General features: G+C 36.5%; 15 protein-coding genes and 1 pseudogene. 3 read left to right on the forward strand and 13 right to left on the reverse strand.

Annotation, left to right across the window (positions count from 1 at the left end; translation table 11 throughout):
• Window positions 1-135 precede the first annotated feature (135 nt).
• From HHU08_RS22510 to HHU08_RS22545, 8 genes are all read right to left on the reverse strand, one after another.
• Complete coding sequence (locus HHU08_RS22510; RefSeq protein ID WP_235678878.1) at window positions 136-2,343, reverse strand: S8 family serine peptidase; 2,208 nt, start codon at window positions 2,341-2,343, stop codon at window positions 136-138.
• Window positions 2,344-2,604: 261 nt separating this feature from the next.
• Window positions 2,605-3,234, reverse strand: a complete 630-nt coding sequence (gene upp, locus HHU08_RS22515) for a uracil phosphoribosyltransferase (protein WP_016204787.1) — start codon at window positions 3,232-3,234, stop codon at window positions 2,605-2,607.
• Window positions 3,235-3,622: 388 nt separating this feature from the next.
• Window positions 3,623-4,864, reverse strand: a complete 1,242-nt coding sequence (glyA, locus tag HHU08_RS22520) for a serine hydroxymethyltransferase (protein ID WP_101729852.1) — start codon at window positions 4,862-4,864, stop codon at window positions 3,623-3,625.
• A 495-nt stretch (window positions 4,865-5,359) separates the two neighbouring features.
• Window positions 5,360-5,932: a TIGR01440 family protein gene (locus tag HHU08_RS22525; RefSeq protein ID WP_016204784.1), complete on the reverse strand. Its 573-nt coding sequence runs from the start codon at window positions 5,930-5,932 to the stop codon at window positions 5,360-5,362.
• Between the two features lie 80 nt (window positions 5,933-6,012).
• The gene (locus HHU08_RS22530; RefSeq protein ID WP_169189385.1) at window positions 6,013-7,314 is read right to left on the reverse strand and encodes a methyl-accepting chemotaxis protein; all 1,302 of its coding nucleotides are present in this window, start codon (window positions 7,312-7,314) and stop codon (window positions 6,013-6,015) included.
• 30 nt (window positions 7,315-7,344) lie between these two features.
• Window positions 7,345-7,794: a low molecular weight protein arginine phosphatase gene (locus tag HHU08_RS22535; RefSeq protein ID WP_016204782.1), complete on the reverse strand. Its 450-nt coding sequence runs from the start codon at window positions 7,792-7,794 to the stop codon at window positions 7,345-7,347.
• A gap of 273 nt (window positions 7,795-8,067) precedes the next feature.
• A complete protein-coding gene (locus tag HHU08_RS22540; protein WP_169189386.1) occupies window positions 8,068-8,622 on the reverse strand; it encodes a manganese efflux pump MntP in 555 nt (184 codons plus the stop codon).
• 303 nt (window positions 8,623-8,925) lie between these two features.
• Window positions 8,926-9,966 (reverse strand): L-threonylcarbamoyladenylate synthase, encoded by a 1,041-nt coding sequence (locus HHU08_RS22545; protein WP_169189387.1) that lies wholly within the window; start codon window positions 9,964-9,966, stop codon window positions 8,926-8,928.
• A 133-nt stretch (window positions 9,967-10,099) separates the two neighbouring features.
• Here HHU08_RS22545 and HHU08_RS22550 point away from each other — a divergent pair, with 133 nt between their 5' ends.
• Window positions 10,100-11,443 (forward strand): IS1380 family transposase, encoded by a 1,344-nt coding sequence (locus tag HHU08_RS22550; RefSeq protein ID WP_118977697.1) that lies wholly within the window; start codon window positions 10,100-10,102, stop codon window positions 11,441-11,443.
• 313 nt (window positions 11,444-11,756) lie between these two features.
• On the opposite strand, the gene HHU08_RS22555 is transcribed toward HHU08_RS22550, so the two are convergent.
• The 5 genes and pseudogenes from HHU08_RS22555 to HHU08_RS22575 form a co-directional block, all read right to left on the reverse strand.
• Window positions 11,757-12,212 carry a GNAT family N-acetyltransferase gene (locus tag HHU08_RS22555; RefSeq protein WP_016204779.1) on the reverse strand — a complete coding sequence of 152 codons (456 nt, stop codon included), beginning with the start codon at window positions 12,210-12,212 and terminating at the stop codon, window positions 11,757-11,759.
• 72 nt (window positions 12,213-12,284) lie between these two features.
• On the reverse strand, window positions 12,285-13,958 hold the full coding sequence (locus HHU08_RS22560; protein WP_169189388.1) for a sigma-54 interaction domain-containing protein: 1,674 nt from the start codon (window positions 13,956-13,958) through the stop codon (window positions 12,285-12,287).
• A gap of 309 nt (window positions 13,959-14,267) precedes the next feature.
• On the reverse strand, window positions 14,268-15,842 hold the full coding sequence (gene pruA, locus HHU08_RS22565) for an L-glutamate gamma-semialdehyde dehydrogenase (protein ID WP_169189389.1): 1,575 nt from the start codon (window positions 15,840-15,842) through the stop codon (window positions 14,268-14,270).
• 239 nt (window positions 15,843-16,081) lie between these two features.
• Complete coding sequence (locus HHU08_RS22570; RefSeq protein WP_016204776.1) at window positions 16,082-16,996, reverse strand: proline dehydrogenase family protein; 915 nt, start codon at window positions 16,994-16,996, stop codon at window positions 16,082-16,084.
• A 544-nt stretch (window positions 16,997-17,540) separates the two neighbouring features.
• Window positions 17,541-17,975 (reverse strand): annotated as a pseudogene (locus HHU08_RS22575) (Tn3 family transposase); the annotation flags it as partial.
• 345 nt (window positions 17,976-18,320) lie between these two features.
• On the opposite strand from HHU08_RS22575, the gene HHU08_RS22580 reads away from it, so the two are divergent.
• Together HHU08_RS22580 and HHU08_RS22585 are read left to right on the forward strand one after the other, a co-directional pair.
• Complete coding sequence (locus HHU08_RS22580) at window positions 18,321-18,677, forward strand: PadR family transcriptional regulator (protein ID WP_016204774.1); 357 nt, start codon at window positions 18,321-18,323, stop codon at window positions 18,675-18,677.
• The gene (locus HHU08_RS22585) at window positions 18,649-19,323 is read left to right on the forward strand and encodes a DUF1129 family protein (RefSeq protein WP_016204773.1); all 675 of its coding nucleotides are present in this window, start codon (window positions 18,649-18,651) and stop codon (window positions 19,321-19,323) included. The genes HHU08_RS22580 and HHU08_RS22585 overlap by 29 nt, the downstream gene beginning before the upstream one ends.
• Window positions 19,324-19,333: the final 10 nt, after the last annotated feature.

A 19,333-nucleotide genomic window follows, 5' to 3' on the forward strand; every position in this document is an offset into this window, starting at 1 on the left:
AAAATCTTGATACTCCGCGGGTGAAAACCTATTCATACCCCTTGTAAGCATACAATAGGGTATTGTCAATGTCAATGCATTTAAATACAAAAAAAAAATTCATTGCTCACCATTTAACAATCTCTTTCTTATAGCTTATTTTATTTTTAATATTTTTTCAAGCATGTCCTCTTTCCCGGCTTTCTTCGCAAAAATTTTCATTCGATAGGTACCCGCTTTGTCCATATTCGTTATATTAAATTCACCTTTTAATCGACCTCTCTTTACTTCTTTTTTCCAATCTAAGAACCGCACAAATTGCAAAGTATCATTCCTAAAAAGAGCGATTCCAAATTCTTCTGCCCCAGTCGGTAAATAAGTCTCATATTCATAGCTGTCATCTCCAGATTTTTTTAGAAAATCAAAACCCATAATTCGTGGATAATCCGGCTCTTCCAATACATATAAATATGGCAACTCAATTAAATGTCTACCAGCTCTTACCTTAATTATACCATCTTGCAGTTTATCAGTGAAAAGGTTATCATCAATATTCATTATAATTGGGACATTTTTCTTTTGCCCTGGTTTCAATGTAAACGGCATAGGCAATCTCCAACTAACCCCTCGCTTTCCTTTTGGAAAATCAAAGGATACTTTCTCCATCGTTTTACCTACATTTTTTATCGTAATATATGCTTTATATTGGTTTTCTTCTTTTACTAATTTATATTTACCAAAGCGAATGCTTCCTGGCATAACTAGAATATTTGCATCTATCGCTTTATCCACTTGAATTCGGCCAGCCCCCTGTTCATACACTTTATATGTCACATTTTGTCTATTTTTGACTGGTTTTGCCGTATTCATTAAAGCTGCTTTCACTTCATCTGGACCCCAGTCTGGATGAGCTTCTAACAATAAAGCACATGCTCCAGCAACAAAAGGAGCCGCCATACTAGTTCCTTGCAACGCCATATATCCTTCAGGTACTGTGCTATTTATCACAACCCCAGGCGCAAGAACATCTGGTTTGATATCCCATGTACTAGTAACAGGTCCTCTCGAGCTAAACTCTGCTAGTATATCTTTTTCCCACTTTTTTTCTATTGTTAAATAGATTTTCTTCTTTTGAACAGACTCCTTTATAAATTCTCCCTCTTCCCTTGTAATTCCTGCTACTGGTATCGGCACTTCCTTTTCTAACATCCCTTGAAATGCCCCTGCCACATTGTTGAATATTAATACGCCAACAGCTCCAGCTTCATAGGCATTCTGAACTTTTTCCGTAAACGTCAGTTCCCCTCTTTCTATTAACACGAGTTTCCCTTTTACATTTGTTAATTGATCCATCTTGCCTAACCCACCATTCACTAATGGAATGGATCCCATTTCCGCCCATTCCTTACTATTCTCCATATTTGTTAGGGCTATTTTTTTTTCATTTATTGTAAAAAAAGGAGTATTTATGTTTGGCGTAGTAGCTCCAACGGAAATAGCCTTAGTGGCTGTTCCAGGAGAGCCCACTGTCCATTCTGCGGGACCAGCGTTTCCTGCCGCCGCAACTGCAATTATCCCCTTCTTCACCACTTCGTTCAGAGCAAGACTAATTGGCAAATCAGGACCATTCACGTCACTACCTAATGACAAGTTAATGATATCCATCTTATCTCGGACAGCCCTATCAATCGCTGCTAAAATTTGCTCCGTTGTTCCAGCCCCACCAGGACCTAGTGCTCTATACGCATAAACAGTAGCATTCGGAGCAACTCCTTTCATTTTTCCATCGGCTGCAATAATTCCCGCAACATGGGTACCATGAAAAGTGTCCTTATTTCCTAACCCGTTCGTTTCCATCGGGTCCTTGTCCTTATCAACAAAATCATAGCCACCCTTATAATTCTTTTGCAAATCAGGATGTCGATAATCTATTCCAGTATCTATTACCCCTACTTTGATTCCTTTCCCGCTTAAATGTTCAAGGGATTTCCCTAAGTAATTTCTTATTTCATCTGCTCCGATAATTTCAACCGGATTTTCCGCTTCTGTCATATAGGTTTGAACTTTTGAAACTTGACTCACTCGTTCACTTCGTTCTATTTTTTCTAGTTCACGCACTGGTCCTTCTACAGAAAAACCACTAAACACTTCCTTAAAAATATATCTTTTTTCTAAATGAGGAAAGTCCTTTAAAAGTTGGTCAATTTCCTGTTCGGTATAATTCGTTTTTGTATGTACTATAACGGTTTGAATCTCATTTGGATCTTGTGCGGGAAGCTTTGGAATGTTTAAGGATACTGCCATGGCCGAATGAGGTACTAACAATAGAAGTAAGAGGAATATTCTAAGCATTTTTTTTAGCATACCAATCGCCCCCTGCAAATCATTATGCTTTTTATTTTGACCGCAAGTTGTTATTTTATGTATTTGACATTAGAGATTGGAATTATCCAAGTGTGACTTTTATCACACATACAAATGTGAATATTCTATGTTTATTGATCACTTTTTCATAAACAAAAGAAACCACTATATCTTTGCCATTTATCTATATTAATTTTTAGACGATAGATTAAAAAATGCTCATGGCTATTTGCCCTGAGCATTTTTATTGTGTAAAAACTATTATTTCGTACCAAACAATCTGTCTCCTGCATCTCCAAGACCTGGCACAATATAACCTTTTTCATTTAATTTTTCATCAAGTGCTGCAATATAGATATCTACATCTGGATGTGCTTCTTTTAATGCTTCTACCCCTTCAGGAGCTGCGATTAAGCACATAAATTTAATGTTTTTTCCGCCTCTGTTTTTTAAAGAGTGAATCGCTTCAATTGCAGAACCACCAGTAGCAAGCATTGGATCGACTACAATAAAGTCTCTTTCTTCCACATCTGAAGGTAACTTCACATAATATTCTACCGGTTTTAAGGTTTTAGGATCACGATATAATCCAATATGTCCGACTTTTGCGGCAGGGATTAGTTTAAGAACCCCGTCAACCATCCCGATACCAGCACGCAAGATAGGAACGATACCTAGTTTTTTACCTGAAAGCACGTTTGATTTTGTCTTAGCAACTGGTGTTTCAATTTCAATTTCTTCTAATGGCATATCACGCGTAATCTCAAAAGCCATTAATGTTGCTACTTCGTCTACTAACTCTCTAAATTCTTTAGTACCTGTTTGCGTTTCTCTGATGTATGTAAGTTTATGCTGAATTAATGGGTGATCAAATACATATACTTTTGCCACAAAATTCACTCCGTTCCTTCATTAATAGTATAAATATCCTCATTTTTCGACAGGATACTTCGTTAACACACTTCTATTCATTCTACAGAAAAAGTATTAGCGAATCAACTGAAATCCATTTCTAAATTTGAAAATTCTATGATAGTTTTTCCGAAAAACGACAAAAAAACCGGACTTATAAAGTAAAACTTCCATTAGTGGACGGTTTTACTTCCTCCCCTACTGATGGTTAGTTGAACCAATCGAACCTTTACGGACAGTGTTGATCTCCCACCTATCTTCCTCGTATACTTGTAATCTTGAGGTGGGAGTCTTACTGTCCGTTAAGAGTGGAATTAAAAAGAGGACAATCATAATTAGCTCTACGCCTTTGATTGTCCTCTTCGCATTATAATTGTTTGTACAATTCGAATTTACTAGTTAATGCCGTTACCCTTTTAGCAGCTTCCGCTAACTTCTCAGCATCTTCATGGTTTTTAAGTGTAAAACCGATAATAGATGCTATTTCATCCATATCTTCTACACTGAAGCCACGGGATGTTACTGCTGCTGTTCCAATGCGGATTCCACTTGTAACAAACGGACTTGCTGGATCGTATGGAATAGTATTTTTATTTACAGTGATTCCCACTTCATCTAATACATGTTCTGCTACTTTTCCAGATAAACCTAATGATTGAAGGTCAACTAATAATAAATGATTATCAGTTCCATTTGATACTAAGTTTAATCCTTCTTTTTGGAGACCGCTTGCTAATCTCTTTGCATTTGCAATAATATTTCCAGCATAGTCTTTGAAATCTGCTTGAAGCACTTCTCCAAATGCCACTGCTTTTGCCGCAATTACATGCATTAACGGGCCACCTTGAATTCCAGGGAAGATTGATTTATCAATTTTCTTGGCAAATTCCTCTTTACAAAGAATCATTCCACCACGAGGTCCACGCAATGTTTTATGTGTTGTTGTTGTGACAAAGTCAGCATAAGGAACTGGATTTTGATGTAGACCTGCAGCAACTAATCCTGCAATATGAGCCATATCCACCATTAAATATGCTCCAACTTCATCGGCAATCTCACGGAACTTAGCGAAATCGATTTCACGTGGATAAGCACTTGCTCCAGCCACGATTAATTTTGGTTTATGGGCCACTGCTTTTTCTCGCACATCTTCGTAATTAATATAATGTGTTTCTTTATCTACACCATACTCTACGAAATTATATTGAACACCACTAAAGTTAACAGGGCTTCCGTGTGTTAAATGACCACCGTGAGACAAATTCATTCCTAACACTGTATCGCCATGCTCTAAAATAGTAAAATAAACTGCCATGTTTGCTTGTGCACCTGAGTGAGGCTGTACATTCACGTGTTCAGCACCGAAGATTTCTTTTGCACGATCGCGAGCAATATCTTCCACAATATCTACATATTCACATCCGCCGTAATAACGTTTAGCAGGATAGCCCTCGGCATATTTATTTGTCAATACAGATCCTTGCGCTTCCATTACCGCTTCACTAACAAAGTTTTCTGACGCAATCAATTCAATCTTCGCTCTTTGTCGACCTAATTCTTGCTGTATTGCTTTAAAAACAAGTTCATCTTGCTCTGCTAAATGCTTCATATGTATATCCTCCCGACTATTCTCTCTTTTCCACCGTAAATCTGCCTCTATTCTATCATGTATATATTTTAAAAGGAAAGGGGTAATTCACGAATTATTAAGTGATTTATATGTTATTCGTTCGGTTTTTTAAAGTTTTTTCAGCCACTTTTCGTTATTTCATTTAAAAATATACGAAAATATTTATTTTGCTACTATTTCAATAAAATGAACCTGCGTTAAAATTATATTTTTTTATTGTGGTTGGATGGTTTTTCTGGGAGAGAATTATTATTTAACGATAGTACCAGAGAAATTGTGAGGGAGGGGAGAGGATTTTCGGCTTTCATCCCTTTGATGAACACCATTTTCCCTCTCTCTCTTCTCATTTCTGGCTTTCATCCCCTTCCTTCATCAACAATCATTCACTAGGATATCCTCAAATCCAATGACAGCACAAAAACAAAAAACCAATGAGATTCCTAAAGAGTATTAAGGAATTTCATTGGCTTTCAATTAACAAGAAAGATTTTCTTTTGTTTTTTCGTAAACAGCTCTTGGTCCGCCAATTAATTTAGGGCGGGATTTCGCTAGTGTGACATGGGCATTTCCCAATTGCTTCAGCGTTGTTCTAATTGGTACAGCAACATGCTTCAAGTGCATTCCAATAAAGGTATCACCAATATCTATTCCACCATCCGCCTGAATAAACTCTACAACAACCGGATCTTCCATCTTTCCGAAAGCAAATGTGGCCATTGCTCCGCCCGCATGACGCACAGGAACAACAGATACTTCCTGTAAGTTTCTTGCAAGTAGCTCTTTTCTTTCTACTACTAATGCACGATTTAAATGTTCACAGCACTGAAAAGCAAGGGAAACTCCTGATTGCTGTTGATATTTTTGACATTCTTCGAAAATTAACGAAGCGACATCGACGGTTCCCGCAGTCCCAATTTTTTGTCCAATCACTTCACTTGTACTGCAGCCAATCACAAACAGTTGCTGCTCTTTAAGTTGTGCCTGTTCTTGATATTCGGTTAGAATCGTTTGTAACTGCTCCTTTAGCTTAAGTGTTTCCTCGTTCATATAAAACACCCCTCTTCAAGTTACCTACATTTCTTTTACTATAACCATCATTGCACAAAGATATTGCAAGTACAAGCAAACTATTCTTTAATTTGGAAGCGACAAATTGTCTGTTGTAACTCTTCTGCATGCGCTTGTAATTCTAAAGCCAAACTATCCACCTTCCGAATAAGCGCGGTTTGATTTTCAGCAATATTAGTTACCTGCTGTGCCCCCGCTGCTGTTTCTTCTGCAATTGCAGCTACTTCTTGGGATTGCTGTGTTGTTTCATAAATCTGTTGTTTTTGCTTATGAATCAATTCAGTAATATCAGCCGTTGCATAAGCCATCTTAGTTGTTGTTTCATTCATCTCGTTGAAAATTAAATTTGTTTTCTCCCCAGTTTTCGCTTTTTCTTGAGCATTCTCTACTTGCTTTGTAATTTGCACGACGACATTTTTAACTTCGGTTTGCATATTGCGAATTATCTCTGCAATTCCTTCTACCGCTTTTCCACTTTCATCTGCCAACCTTCTTACTTCTTCGGCAACTACACTAAAGCCGGCACCATGTTCTCCTGCTCGAGCTGCTTCGATGGAAGCATTTAACGCCAATAAATTTGTTTGTGACGCAATTTCTCCAACAAGCTTTAAGACTTCTTCGATTTCCTTTGAATGAACTTCTAAATTCTGCACAGACTTTAGGGAATTCGTATTCTCCACTGCCAAGTCTTTCATACCATCTACTAATGAATGAACAACTTTATTTGTCTGCACCAATTTTTCTGTCATTTGTTCTGAAATCATTTTTGACATATTCGCTTTTTCTTCTACTGTAAGAGCGATATTCATTGACTCTTCCACAGATTCCGCAGAAGCTTGTACACTTTGTGCAGAAACCTCCGCTCCCCCAGCAATTTCTCCTACTGAGCTAGAAATAGCTAATGTCTGCTCTAATGCATTATCTGATTCACTAGAAATCATTTTTACTGTTTTATTTGTCTTGTTAAAATTATTTTCAATACTTTGAACCATTTCCCGTAAATTATAAAGCATATGATTAAAAGCTAGACCTAAGGACTTTATTTCATCATCAGATTTCGATACTTCCACATCTTGACTAATATCTCCATGTGCAGCTTTTAATGCGCTTTGTTCCAGTCGCTTTAACGGCTTAATAATAAGACCTGCCGCTAAAAAAGCTAAAAACCCAGACCAAAATACCCCTAATAATAAGGTGGCAATATTAAAAATTACGGAATTAATAGCCAGTTTACTTTCCATAGCTGGATAAACGATATACATACAAAAAGCACTTGTTGAATAGGTAATAATCGCTAGAATTGTAATAAATAACGCTAATTTTTTTCTTAAGCTAAACTTGTAATGCACCTTTGTTCCCACTTTTTATCCCCCTTGTAAATAAAAGACACTTTACCATTCACTCTTTGTTATTTTCCCCATTGCTTTATCTATCAATTTTTCTAATTCCTGATAGGTTTCTCGATACATAGAAACAGATCCGCCAAAAGGATCACTTACATCCCCATTTGGATCATCCTCTGCAAATTCCTTTATCGTAAACGTTTTCTCTATTGAGGATGGATACGCTGATACGAGTATATTTTTATGCCCCTTTGTCATGGTAAATATATAAGTCGCCCAGTCTATTAGCTCTTTTGTTACCATAGCGGAAGAATGATTATGCTCGATTCCCTGTTCAGAAAGAACCTCCTGCGCTTGAAAAGAAGCGGCACCACCATTTATCGCATAGACTCCAGCTGATTTAACCTCCACTTCAGAAGCAAATTTTTGCTTTAAAATAGCCTCTGCCATCGGACTTCTGCACGTGTTACCTGTACAAACAAACAATACGCGAATCATCTTTTATCCTCCTTTATATGCTTCTATTATAGACCAATTTACCTAAAATTTCTATTTAACATACAAAGAAAACAAAGCAAATACTGGTTTATTATCGGTTAAAACTAGTACATTTTTAGTGTTTATGTATTGTTAATAATCTGTAATTATTTATTACGTTAATTTGCTTCATTATGATCGATTCCTATTACTAACATTCTAGGAGCGCTGAAACCAACTTAAAAAGCGGCTTCCATCCCGTTGATGAAAACCACTTCTCCTATACTCACGCAACTATAAACTAATAAGCAACTTAATTCCAAAAATAAGAAGGATTCCTCCTCCTAGCATTTCTCCATAGGAACCTAACCAGCCTTTTACCTTTCTGCCAATCAGTAAGCCTAGCCATGTCATTACCATCGCACTTATGCCAAAACTTAATAGAACAATTGCCGTTCTGGCTTGATAAATCCCAAGGCTCAAGCCAACGGAGAAGCTGTCCAAACTTACACTGATCGCAAATAGAAGCAACCCAAAACCAACCGGTGTAATTCGGCTTGTCTCTACTTCTTTAAATCCATTCCAAATCATTTGAATCCCTAGTAGCACAAGTAATGCTCCACCTATATATCCGGCTATTTCACTAAAATTTTCCGAAAGAAGTTTCCCTGTAATCATCCCGAGTAGGGGCATTATTACATGAAAGATTCCGATTACAAAGCCGATTTTTGCTATTTGCTTTAATCTTAGTTGAAACATCCCCATGCCTAGCCCAACAGAAAATGCATCCATACCTAAAGCAAATGCCATTAAAATAAGTGTAAATAGTTCTCCCACAATTGCAGACATTTTTTGGCCCCCTTGGACTTGCTAATTAGAGATTATGCACGTCCAAGTTTATTTAGAAGTAAGAATCTGCAAATATTTTAAGAGAGGCTATTTTTGTAAAGTTCGTTGCTAGTTATCCGTAACTTGAATACATTTCGCTTTCCACAGAGCGAACCGCGAGCTTTGCGGGATCTCCAATCTTATAGAAGTTTACATGTATTCCGGCTACTCTATTTTTCCAACTTATTTTTTCTCCTATTGAAAAAACAACATTCTTATAAAAGACAGTCTAAAAGAATACTTTCATTTTCTTATCTTAAAAGACTATCTTATTACCTGATGAGAAGCTGCTTTCATTAATCTGTTCATAATTGCCTGTCCAACACCTTCTGTTGGAAACATCTCACCAAAAATAATATCTACTTGATGATGATCAAAGCTTCGTAAGCCATCATATAAGTCTGTAGCTACTGTGGATAAATCTGTTCGTTGTCCACAAGCATAAACATAGTCAGCTTGATAAAATGCTTTATTTTCTTCTGTAGTAAGAACACCCACTGTATGTCCTTTTTGCTTTTCTTCTGCAATTAATAATTGAATTTTTTCCTTTGTGCCTTCCACTAAAAATAATGGTGCATTTGGAGCATAATGGGTGTACTTCATCCCTGGCGATTTTGGCTTGATTTCCTTATTAATCAGCGCTTGATCGATTTTGACTTCTCCCACAACACTTTCCAGTTGTTCTTTCGTGATACCCCCAGGACGGAGAATTACTACCTTATCACCCGTACAGTCCACAACCGTCGATTCTACCCCTACACCTGTTGGACCCCCGTCTACAATCCCGGCAATACGGGAATCAAGATCCTCTTTTACATGAATCGCTTTTGTAGGACTTGGCTTTCCAGAACGATTAGCGCTTGGCGCAGCAATTGGTAAGCCTGATTGTTCAATAAGTTGTAAAGCAACTGGATGATTTGGCATTCGGATGCCTACGGTGGATAAACCAGCAGTGGCAACCTCTGATAAGGCTCCTTTTTTCTTTTCCAAAATAACTGTTAGAGGTCCTGGCCAAAATGTCTCCATTAATTTTTGGGCTGTTGTTGGCACATTTTCTACTAATTCATCTAATTGTTCTAGTTTCGCAATATGTATGATAAGCGGATTATCAGAAGGTCTTCCTTTTGCAGCAAATATTTTCGTGATGGCGGCATCTTCTTTTGCATTTCCACCTAGGCCATATACTGTTTCTGTCGGGAACGCAACGACCTCATTTCTTTTTAAAAGATCAGCAGCTTGTTCTATTTGTGAATAACTTTCTTTCTTATCCACATTTTTATCCACTGACCAATAATTTGTCTTCATTTAAATCCACCTTTTTCCATTCTAATATTTCCCTGAGTCCGTGACGTAATTAATAATAAATGTGCCCACAAATCCTGATATAATAATGTTATCAGCTGATTTATGTTGATAATTTTATTTCACCAGGCAGGTGTTGAAATTGGTTAAGTTTATTTTAGAAGATTCCGATGATACATTAACGACCCATTCGGGTCTAGGTTTAATAGGTTTGCTTTTATCAAAAACAAAATTTTACAAACGTTTTTCATCCTTAAAGGTCCCAGAAATCAAGTCGTCTCCGGCCATTCTTAATGGGGATGTTACCACTTCTTATGTGGGTCTATTGTGCCAAGGTAAGAATGATTTCGACCATATCGAAGAATTTCGAGATGATCCCTTCTTTTATCGTGCATTGGATATTCAAGTGGTTCCATCAAGTCCCACACTACGGCAACGACTCGATCAAATTGCCAAGGTGACTGGATGGAAATCCATTGTTCTGGAAGAATCGGCTAAACTAATACGGCAATTTGATTCTCCTGTCACTCCAACAATTACTAGTGACAAAAAATCATACGTACCTCTGGATATTGATGTATCGCCATTTGATAACTCAAATACTAAGAAAGAAGGGGTTAGTCGCACATACAAAGGATGTGACGGGTATTCCCCTAACTTCTCCTATTTGGGTCAAGAAGGCTACGTTGTAAATGTGGAACTTCGGGAGGGAAGCACACACGTTCAAAAGGATACTGAGAAATTTCTCGAGAAAAGTATTATATATTCTCGGATGATTACTGATCTATCGTTATTGGTCCGTATGGATGCAGGAAACGATAGTGTCGAAAACCTAAAAGTTTGTGTGAATGAAAAGGCCGATTTCATAATTAAACGAAATCCTCGCCGTGAAAAGCCTGAAAACTGGCTCATGGTAGCTGAACAATTCGGTAAATGCGTTCAGGAGCGAGAAGGAAAACGTGTATTCTATGGTGCTTTAGAAACAACTCCAAAGGGAATGAAAAAAGCCATTCGCCAAGTCTATAAAGTAACAGAAAGAACGATTGATAAAAACGGCCAAATCCTCTTAATCCCAGATGTTGAGTTTGAGAGCTATTGGACTACCCTACCTAATGAAACAGAGGAAATAATTAGCCTTTATCACGAACATGCCACTTGTGAACAATTCCACAGTGAATTAAAAACGGATTTAGACCTAGAACGTTTCCCTTCTGGGAAATTTGCCACCAATGAATTAATCTTACATCTTGGATGTTTAACCTACAATCTCCTTCGGATTATTGGCCAAGAAAGCCTGAAATCAGGGGATGCGCCGCTTAAAAGAAAGGTCTTCCGTCGCCGAGTAAAAACGGTTATCCAGAATTTGATTACATTAGCTGCAAAATTGGTAAAGCATTCCCGAAGAATTTACTTAAAGTTTGGAAATCATAGTCCTTGGTTTCCTACTTTTAAACGACTGTATCTTTCATTTACAACATAAGCCTAGGAAACTGAATAGGTAATAAGACCTGAAAAAAATTATAGGTAAGCAGGTTTTATTTAGTGTACACAAAAAACAATCAATCCAACTTAAATTAGTACGAATGGCAAGAAAATAAGGAATTCCTAAAATTATCGGAAGAATTATTTTTTATCACGGATTCAGGATTTCTTTCTTAAAATCGCCTCTAATTCCTCATTTTTCGACAATACCACCATTTGCCGAAAAGGACAAGTCTCTCAAAAAATGGGGACAAAAATTTGACTTGTCCACAAATTGTGAATAAATAACCCCAAAAAGTGGATAACTTATACTATTTGTCCACAATATTCATCGAGATATACATAAAATGTGACTTATCAACAGTGTAAACGCTTTTTACAACATTCGACTCCTTCAGCACCTCTGGAATATCTACTTCTTCTATCTCTTGGAACCCTAGTAATTGAAATAATTGAATAGAATGTTGATTATGAACTCTACAGTAGATAGCATCCATATCTTTATCCTTCGCTAATTTTAAGGCTTGTTGAATTAAAAATAAAATATCCTCTACCGTTCCTCTCGAAAGAACCATCGATCGTAATAAACCTATTTTTCCAAAGGGTTCTATCCCAATTGTTCCTATAAGATTCTTATCCTCATCTGCTTCCATCAGTAAAAAATAATTCAACCATGCTTCTATTCCTTCTACGGTTACTTCTGCTTTTGTTAAAAACTCATTAATTTTTTCTACATCTTCTGTTTGGGCCTGTCGAATGATATGCATCTTTTCCCTCACCTCATCTTCTAGTATTTATTCTATTACTATGAAAAGGTGGAGAAAAAAATGCTAGATTTCTTACTTTAAACCAAACTCTTTTATTTTGTTATATAAAGTTCCTCTTGAGATTCCTAGCAATGTGGCTGCTGCGCTCTTATTTCCATATGTTTTTTTGAGTGCTTCTTCTATTCGTTCCATTTCATTATCTTCTTTATTCCCTTTTCCCCCTTGAATAGAAACCTTATAGTTATCCACAATTTCAGCAGGGATATATTCAAGTGTTAATTCATTATTGCCTTCACTTACTAACACACTATGCTCTATCACATTTTTTAACTCTTTTATATTGCCTGGCCAATCATATGCACATAAAATATGCAATGCTTGTTCATTTATTTTCGTTATCTTTTTAGCATATTTTTCGTTATACATTTTAATAAAATTATTAACTAAATGTGGTATATCTTCTTTTCGTTTGCGAAGTGGAGGGATTTCAATATGGATAACGCTTATTTGGTAATAAAGCTTTTCATTAAATTCCCCTTTTCTTACTAACTCTCCTAGCGGCTGGGTAGAAGATAAAATAAACCTTGTTGCTGGTTTTTTCTGCGGTTCTCCTCCAACTCTAGTAAAAGATTGTTCTGTCATATAGTGCAGAAGTTTTTCCTGAACAGCTAAAGGCATCTTATCCACTTCTTCAATAAATAGCGTCCCTGTTTCTGCCTGTTCTACCTTTCCTTCTATCTCTTCTGTATCTCCAGAATCAAAGGTCATTTTCTGATATCCAAACAGTTCCATTTCTATTAAATCTTTTGGAATCGTGGAACAATTCAATGATAAAAGTGGATTCTTCCTTTTAGATCCCCCATAATGAATGGCTTGTGCAAGCTGTTCTTTTCCAGTGCCTGTTTCTCCAGAAATAAGAACAGGTATTTCTGCCGAGGCTACTTTTTGTGCAATTTCTACCGCTCTTTTCACCTCTTTGCTACTTGATAATACAGATGAAAAAGGTGCCTCTTTTTGTACATAAAGTACTGAATTCGAATCTAATTCCTCATTTAAGTGAATTAACTTTGTTATATCATGTTCTGTTGAAATACCACCTATGATTTTATTATCCACAAGAACAGGTGAAGCGTTAATTAACACATGTGTATGTTCATTTGGACGATGATAAGTACCCCTAATTGGATTTCCCACTTTTAAAATTTGATGTAATTGAATCGATTCTGAGTCGAAATGCTCTCCAATTTTTTTACCAATAATCGCTTCTTTTTTTATGTGATACGTATCTTCGGCTACACTGTTCCAGTAAAATACTGTTCCATTATTATCTACCGCTGTTACAGCATCATTCATTGTTTCTGCAAGTGTTTCAAAATAAGTGATGGTATACTTATTTTCCCTTTGCAAAGATCGAATTCTTTCAGCAGCGGTCACGATGCCTTGATATTCATTTTGTTTCTTTATAATTACTGGTCTTAACCAATTTATCTTTTCATTATGTATATCCTGTATGGAAAAATACTCTGAGGGTAATAGTTCGCTTATTTGTAACCAGTCTTTTATCTTTTGATCCTTCCTAACAGCTGCTACAAGGAATCGCTCTTCTTTTCCAATCACAAATAGCTGCTTACTTTCTATAATGATATAGGAGTAATCTTGTAATACTTCTGTTAGGGTACCGACTTTTTCATCATCTGAGAGGATGGTAAATGAAGTTTCTATCTTCATTTGTGAATCTGTAAACATATCTTTATCCTTTCTTTCCTTATTATTGATAATTTATCACTAAATAAGCGTTTTTTCCAATAAGGGGATAATGGATGGGATTTATGTTATAGAAAAAAGCTGTCTCCAAAAAAGGCATACACTTGAATGATTAATATGCAGAAGTTTTTACTTCTTTCTAGTAATATTCTTGTGTTCCTAAAATGGAAACAGCTTGATAAGATTTGTTTTAATCTAAATCGCAGGCTAAGTACACTTTACTTCCCATAGGACTACACTTAAGCCTAGTCGGTATTCCTTCCATAAAAAGCAACACTCAATCTCTTATTATTACAGGACTCTTCTAGTGCTTAATTTTGCTTGTGTGAAGAGTAAGAGATAATCGAATCCTCCAGCTTTGGAGTCTGTTCCAGACATATTAAAGCCGCCGAATGGATGTACTCCAACTAGTGCTCCTGTGCATTTTTTGTTAATATACAGATTACCGCAATGCTGATTTTCTAAAGCGTATTCGATTCGGTCTTCTTTTGTGGAAAAGAATGAGCCTGTTAATCCATAATCCGTATCATTATATACTTTAATCCCAGTTTTCCAATCAGGTACTTTACAGAGTGCTAGAACTGGACCAAAAATTTCTTCTTTCATAATGCGAGCGTCTGCAGGAACGTCAGCAAAAATCGTTGGTTCCATATAATAACCGTTTCCTTTTGCACGAGACCCACCTGTTACTAGTTTTCCTTCGTCTTTTCCAATTTCAATATAGCCTAATATTTTATTTAATGCCTTTTCGTCAATAACCGGTCCTACTGCTGCATTTGTTTCCGGAAGACCAATATCTAAATTTTTTGTTCGAGCTACTACTTTTTCCACTACTTCATTGTATACAGATTCCACGATGATTGCTCTTGATCCAGCAGAACATTTCTGCCCTTGGAAACCGAATGCTGCTGCAACAATTGCCTCTGCTGCTGCATCAAGATCTGCTGTCTCATCAACGACGATCCCATCTTTTCCGCCCATTTCAGCGACAATACGTTTTAACCAGATTTGCCCTGGCTGCACAACAGATGCACGTTCATAGATGCGACACCCTACTGCACGAGATCCAGTGAAGGAAATAAATCTTGTTTTCGGATGTTCTACTAAATATTCGCCAACTTCCAAACTATCTCCAGGAAGATAGTTAATAACACCCGATGGCAAACCTACTTCTTCCATTAACTCTACAAACTTTGCAGCAACAACTGGTGTATTATCAGATGGCTTTAAGATAACTGTATTCCCAGAAACTACTCCAGCAACCGTTGTCCCTGCCATAATAGCAAGTGGGAAGTTAAATGGAGAAATAACGATGCCTACCCCAAGCGGAATATAGGTAATTTTATTATCTACTTCACCAACTGTTGGATAAAGCGGTTGATGGATGGATGTTTCACTTAAACGGAGCATTTCTCTTCCATAAAACTCAAGAAAATCAATTGCCTCAGCAGTATCCGCATCTGCTTCTGCCCAATTCTTCCCTGACTCTAAGATTAAGTAAGCAGAAAATTCATGCTTTCTTTCTCTCATCAACTGCGCTGCTTTAAACAAATATTCAGCACGCTCAGAGGCTTCTACCTTCTTCCATGTTTCAAAAGTATGTAACGCTTCTTGCATGGCCTTTTCTGCATATTCCTTATTGCCTTTACTAACTTTACCGATTACTTCATCTACATTTGCCGGATTGATGGAAACTGTTTTTTCTTCTGTAATAATTTTATCTTTACCAATTACAAGGGGAAACGTTTTTCCTAATTCTCCTTTTACTTTTTGAATAGCCTCTTCTATCGCATGTTGGTTTTCAACCTTTGTAAAATCAGTAAATGGTTCGTTTTTATAAGGGGGTATACTCGTAATGTTCGTCATTTTTATTTCTCCTTTTATTTAAAATTTTCTTCCAACCTTTAAATCTACTAATCTTACTATATAAAGTGAAACTTCCATCAGTGAGGGTTTTCCTGCCTCCTCCACTGATAGTTAGTTGAACCAATAGGGCCTTTACGGACAGTTGATCTCCCACCTATCTTCCTCGTATTCTCCTAAGCTTGATGGGAGAATCTTACTGTCCGTTAAGAGCGGGATAAAAGGGGAGCTCTTTTACTGGCTTATTTAAACAAATTTTTCAAGATAAACCACACGTTTGCTGGTCTTTCTGCTAATCTTCTCATAAAGTAGCCAAACCAATCTTTTCCGTAGGGTACATACACTCTTACTTTGTAGCCTTCTTTCACTAGCTTATTTTGTAAATCTTCACATATTCCATATAACATTTGGAATTCAAACTTGTCTTTATCAATCCCATGCTTAGCTGCAAGTTCTTTTGTAAATTGAATTATTTTTTCATCATGGCTTGCAACAGCTGCGTAGTTTCCGTTTAACATATGCATTTCAATAATCTTTTTATAATTTTCATCTACATCTTTTTTCTCCGGAAAGGCTACATCTGGCGACTCTTTATACGCTCCTTTCACCAAACGCAGATTTGCCTTTAATTCATTCAAATGCTTCATATCTTCTTCTGTCCGATATAAATAAGCTTGAATAACTAAACCAACGTTATCAAATTCTTTGCGGAGCTCTTCATATATATCGATGGTTATTTGACAATGTGCATAGTCTTCCATATCGATGCGGACAAAATTTCCGTATTGGTTTGCTCTGGAAACAATCTTTCGCATGTTGTTTAAGCATAAATCTTTATCAATATCTAACCCAAGAGAAGTCATTTTTACCGATAGATGCGATTGAACTCCTGATGCATGAATCTCATCCAATGTTTTCAGAGACATAATGGCGGACTCATTAGCTTCTTCTTTGGTGTAGACAAATTCCCCCAAATGATCTAGCGTGACTACTCTACCCGATTTGTTTAATTCTGTGACTTTTGAAATTGCCTCTGCAATGGTTTCTCCAGAAACAAAGCGTTTTGCTCCAAAGCGAAGACCATATTTGCGAGCTAGTTTATTTGCAGACTTATTCTTAGCTAATGACTGAAACATATTTCTCAATGCAACTTCCATTATCAGGCTCCCCTTTTGAACACTTTTGTTTAAAATGTATTCACTGTACATTTGTGTTTAATTTATGCTTTGATTATACAATAGTACTCGCTGTAAAATCTATAATTTTCTGATTAATTTTTATTATTCGATTAGATAGAATACTGGAAGCGCATAACTAACAAAAAAAGATTGTCCACTAGTACTCTTCTTAAAAGCGGCTATAATTTAGCCTTTTTTAAGAAGAGTACTTATAAGACAATCTCTTAGCTGATTTTATATGTTCTCTGATTAGGTTTTCTTCTTGAAATGAACTTTGCTAAAACTCCATATTTTGGCGAGCCAAGAAAACTTATCATAAAAATGATTCCCGTCGAGAAGGCCATGGCTCCAGAGATAGAAGTATCTAACCATACAGCCATATAATAGCCAATAAATGCGGACAAGATCCCAAATATACTACTTAATGGGGTCCTACCAACAAAACGCGGAAAACATACGCTAAGCAAAATTCGACATGAATAAAGCCGATTTTTCCTACGCTAAGGAATCATCGGCCTTTATTTTATCGGATAAGGGGACGGAGTGAATTTAAACTTGCTACTTTGTTCATATCAAACGTGTATTCCCCAAGAAAATTAATATGTTCCCATCCCAATGGGGAAATATGTTTTAGTAAGTCTTCTCGTAAAGCTCCTTTTTCTTTCAGCAATTTTGCGGCTTCAGTAAGATATACAGTGTTCCATATGCTAATGGCGTTAATTAAAATGTTTAATGCACTGGCGCGTTGAAGCTGATCTTGGAATCCTCGTTTCCTAAAGAATAAAGCTCTTGCAAGAGCGTTCATCGCTTCACCTTTATTTAATCCTCGTTGAATGCGACGACGTAGGGCTTCGTTAGATATGTAATCCAAAATAAAAATGGTCTTTTCAATTCTTCCCATTTCTCGTAAAGCAGTAGCTAATTTATTTTGTCTTGCATATGACCCTAATTTCCCCATAAAAGAAAAGAATCAAGGGACATTCTTGATCAAACTTTTTTCAAAGCTACAACTAAACAAGTTGTTCTAACCATAGTGTGAAAATATAAGATTATGGTTTAAAATGTACAGTTAGACTGATTAAAACATTTAAGAGTCGTATCAAAAAAATACGGAAAATGCATGTTATCTGGGCTAAAAGGGAAAATTCATTTGGCATGTTAAATGTGTAAATTAAAAAAGTATAGAGGTTTTGTTTGACAATAAAAGAGTATCTATATATATTGTAATTAGCTATCTTGTAATGCAAATTAGCTATAAATATAAAACGCTATCTTGTATTACAAAGTAATGGGGGGGAAGAGCTTGACGATAAGAAGTCAATTGTTAAAAGGAATTCTAGATGCATGTGTTATGGCGATCGTAGAAGAGCAGGCCATTTATGGATATGAATTATCACAAAAGCTACAAAAAGCTGAACTGCCTGATATAAGTGATGGGACGATTTATCCAGTGTTACTGAGATTGCAGAAAAACGGATTTATTCGTAGTGAAATGAGGCCTTCTGATTCAGGTCCTAACCGAAAATACTATTTTTTAACGGATAATGGAACAGAGGAGCTTGAACGGATTGCAAAAGAGTGGATGCTGATTGCAAGTCCAGTTAGCAATTTATTAAAAAGAGGTGAAAACAATGCGAAGCACAAAACAATTAATCAATGAAAATAATGAAAAACGTAAGCTATTAAATGCCGAGAATGAATTATTATATGAGGATTTTTCACTATATATCAGAACCGATTTACGAGTAGCCGAGCACGAAAGTGAGGAACTTCTAATGGATTTACTTGATCATCTTTTAGAAGGACAGGAAGACGGAAAGACAGCGACTAACTTATTTGGGTCTCACCCACGAAAATACGCAGATGAGCTAATAGCAGGACTTCCGCACGAGAAGAAACGAAATGTCATTCCTTATGTGTTTTCTCTAGTGTTCAATTTACTAGGGTGGTTCAGTTTAATTTATGGAATGGTAAACCTTGTTTTACTAAAGTTTACAAAAGTAGATGAAACTATTTCACTTGGTAATAGTATTGTGCTATTAACTGTAATTATGATTGTTACTGCTTTCGGAGTGTTCGTTATTTTCAAACTTATTCGTTCGACACTTTTCGTTAATAAAAAGCAAAGAAGACGAGCCTTCTGGAAGGCCGGTTTTTTTGGAGCAGGTTCGTTTGCACTTATTATGTTCTTAACTAGGATAATGCCTGACTTTGGACCAGAGGTTAATTTTGAATGGTGGGTTTATCTAGTTATAGGTGCCGTGTTGGTTATTATTAGTAAATTGGTTAGAAGCATAACTACATAAAATACGTTAT

It is taken from the genome of Niallia alba (assembly GCF_012933555.1).
Classification (GTDB): domain Bacteria; phylum Bacillota; class Bacilli; order Bacillales; family Cytobacillaceae; genus Niallia; species Niallia alba.

What these genes read in the sequence shown, in the direction of transcription:
- HHU08_RS22510 (WP_235678878.1), bottom strand. Translation starts at nt 2,343, where the DNA reads ATGCTAAAAAAAATGCTTAGAATATTCCTCTTACTTCTATTGTTAGTA.
- glyA (WP_101729852.1), bottom strand. Translation starts at nt 4,864, where the DNA reads ATGAAGCATTTAGCAGAGCAAGATGAACTTGTTTTTAAAGCAATACAG.
- HHU08_RS22525 (WP_016204784.1), bottom strand. Translation starts at nt 5,932, where the DNA reads ATGAACGAGGAAACACTTAAGCTAAAGGAGCAGTTACAAACGATTCTA.
- HHU08_RS22535 (WP_016204782.1), bottom strand. Translation starts at nt 7,794, where the DNA reads ATGATTCGCGTATTGTTTGTTTGTACAGGTAACACGTGCAGAAGTCCG.
- HHU08_RS22540 (WP_169189386.1), bottom strand. Translation starts at nt 8,622, where the DNA reads ATGTCTGCAATTGTGGGAGAACTATTTACACTTATTTTAATGGCATTT.
- HHU08_RS22545 (WP_169189387.1), bottom strand. Translation starts at nt 9,966, where the DNA reads ATGAAGACAAATTATTGGTCAGTGGATAAAAATGTGGATAAGAAAGAA.
- HHU08_RS22555 (WP_016204779.1), bottom strand. Translation starts at nt 12,212, where the DNA reads ATGCATATCATTCGACAGGCCCAAACAGAAGATGTAGAAAAAATTAAT.
- HHU08_RS22560 (WP_169189388.1), bottom strand. Translation starts at nt 13,958, where the DNA reads ATGTTTACAGATTCACAAATGAAGATAGAAACTTCATTTACCATCCTC.
- pruA (WP_169189389.1), bottom strand. Translation starts at nt 15,842, where the DNA reads ATGACGAACATTACGAGTATACCCCCTTATAAAAACGAACCATTTACT.
- HHU08_RS22570 (WP_016204776.1), bottom strand. Translation starts at nt 16,996, where the DNA reads ATGGAAGTTGCATTGAGAAATATGTTTCAGTCATTAGCTAAGAATAAG.
- HHU08_RS22585 (WP_016204773.1), top strand. Translation starts at nt 18,649, where the DNA reads ATGCGAAGCACAAAACAATTAATCAATGAAAATAATGAAAAACGTAAG.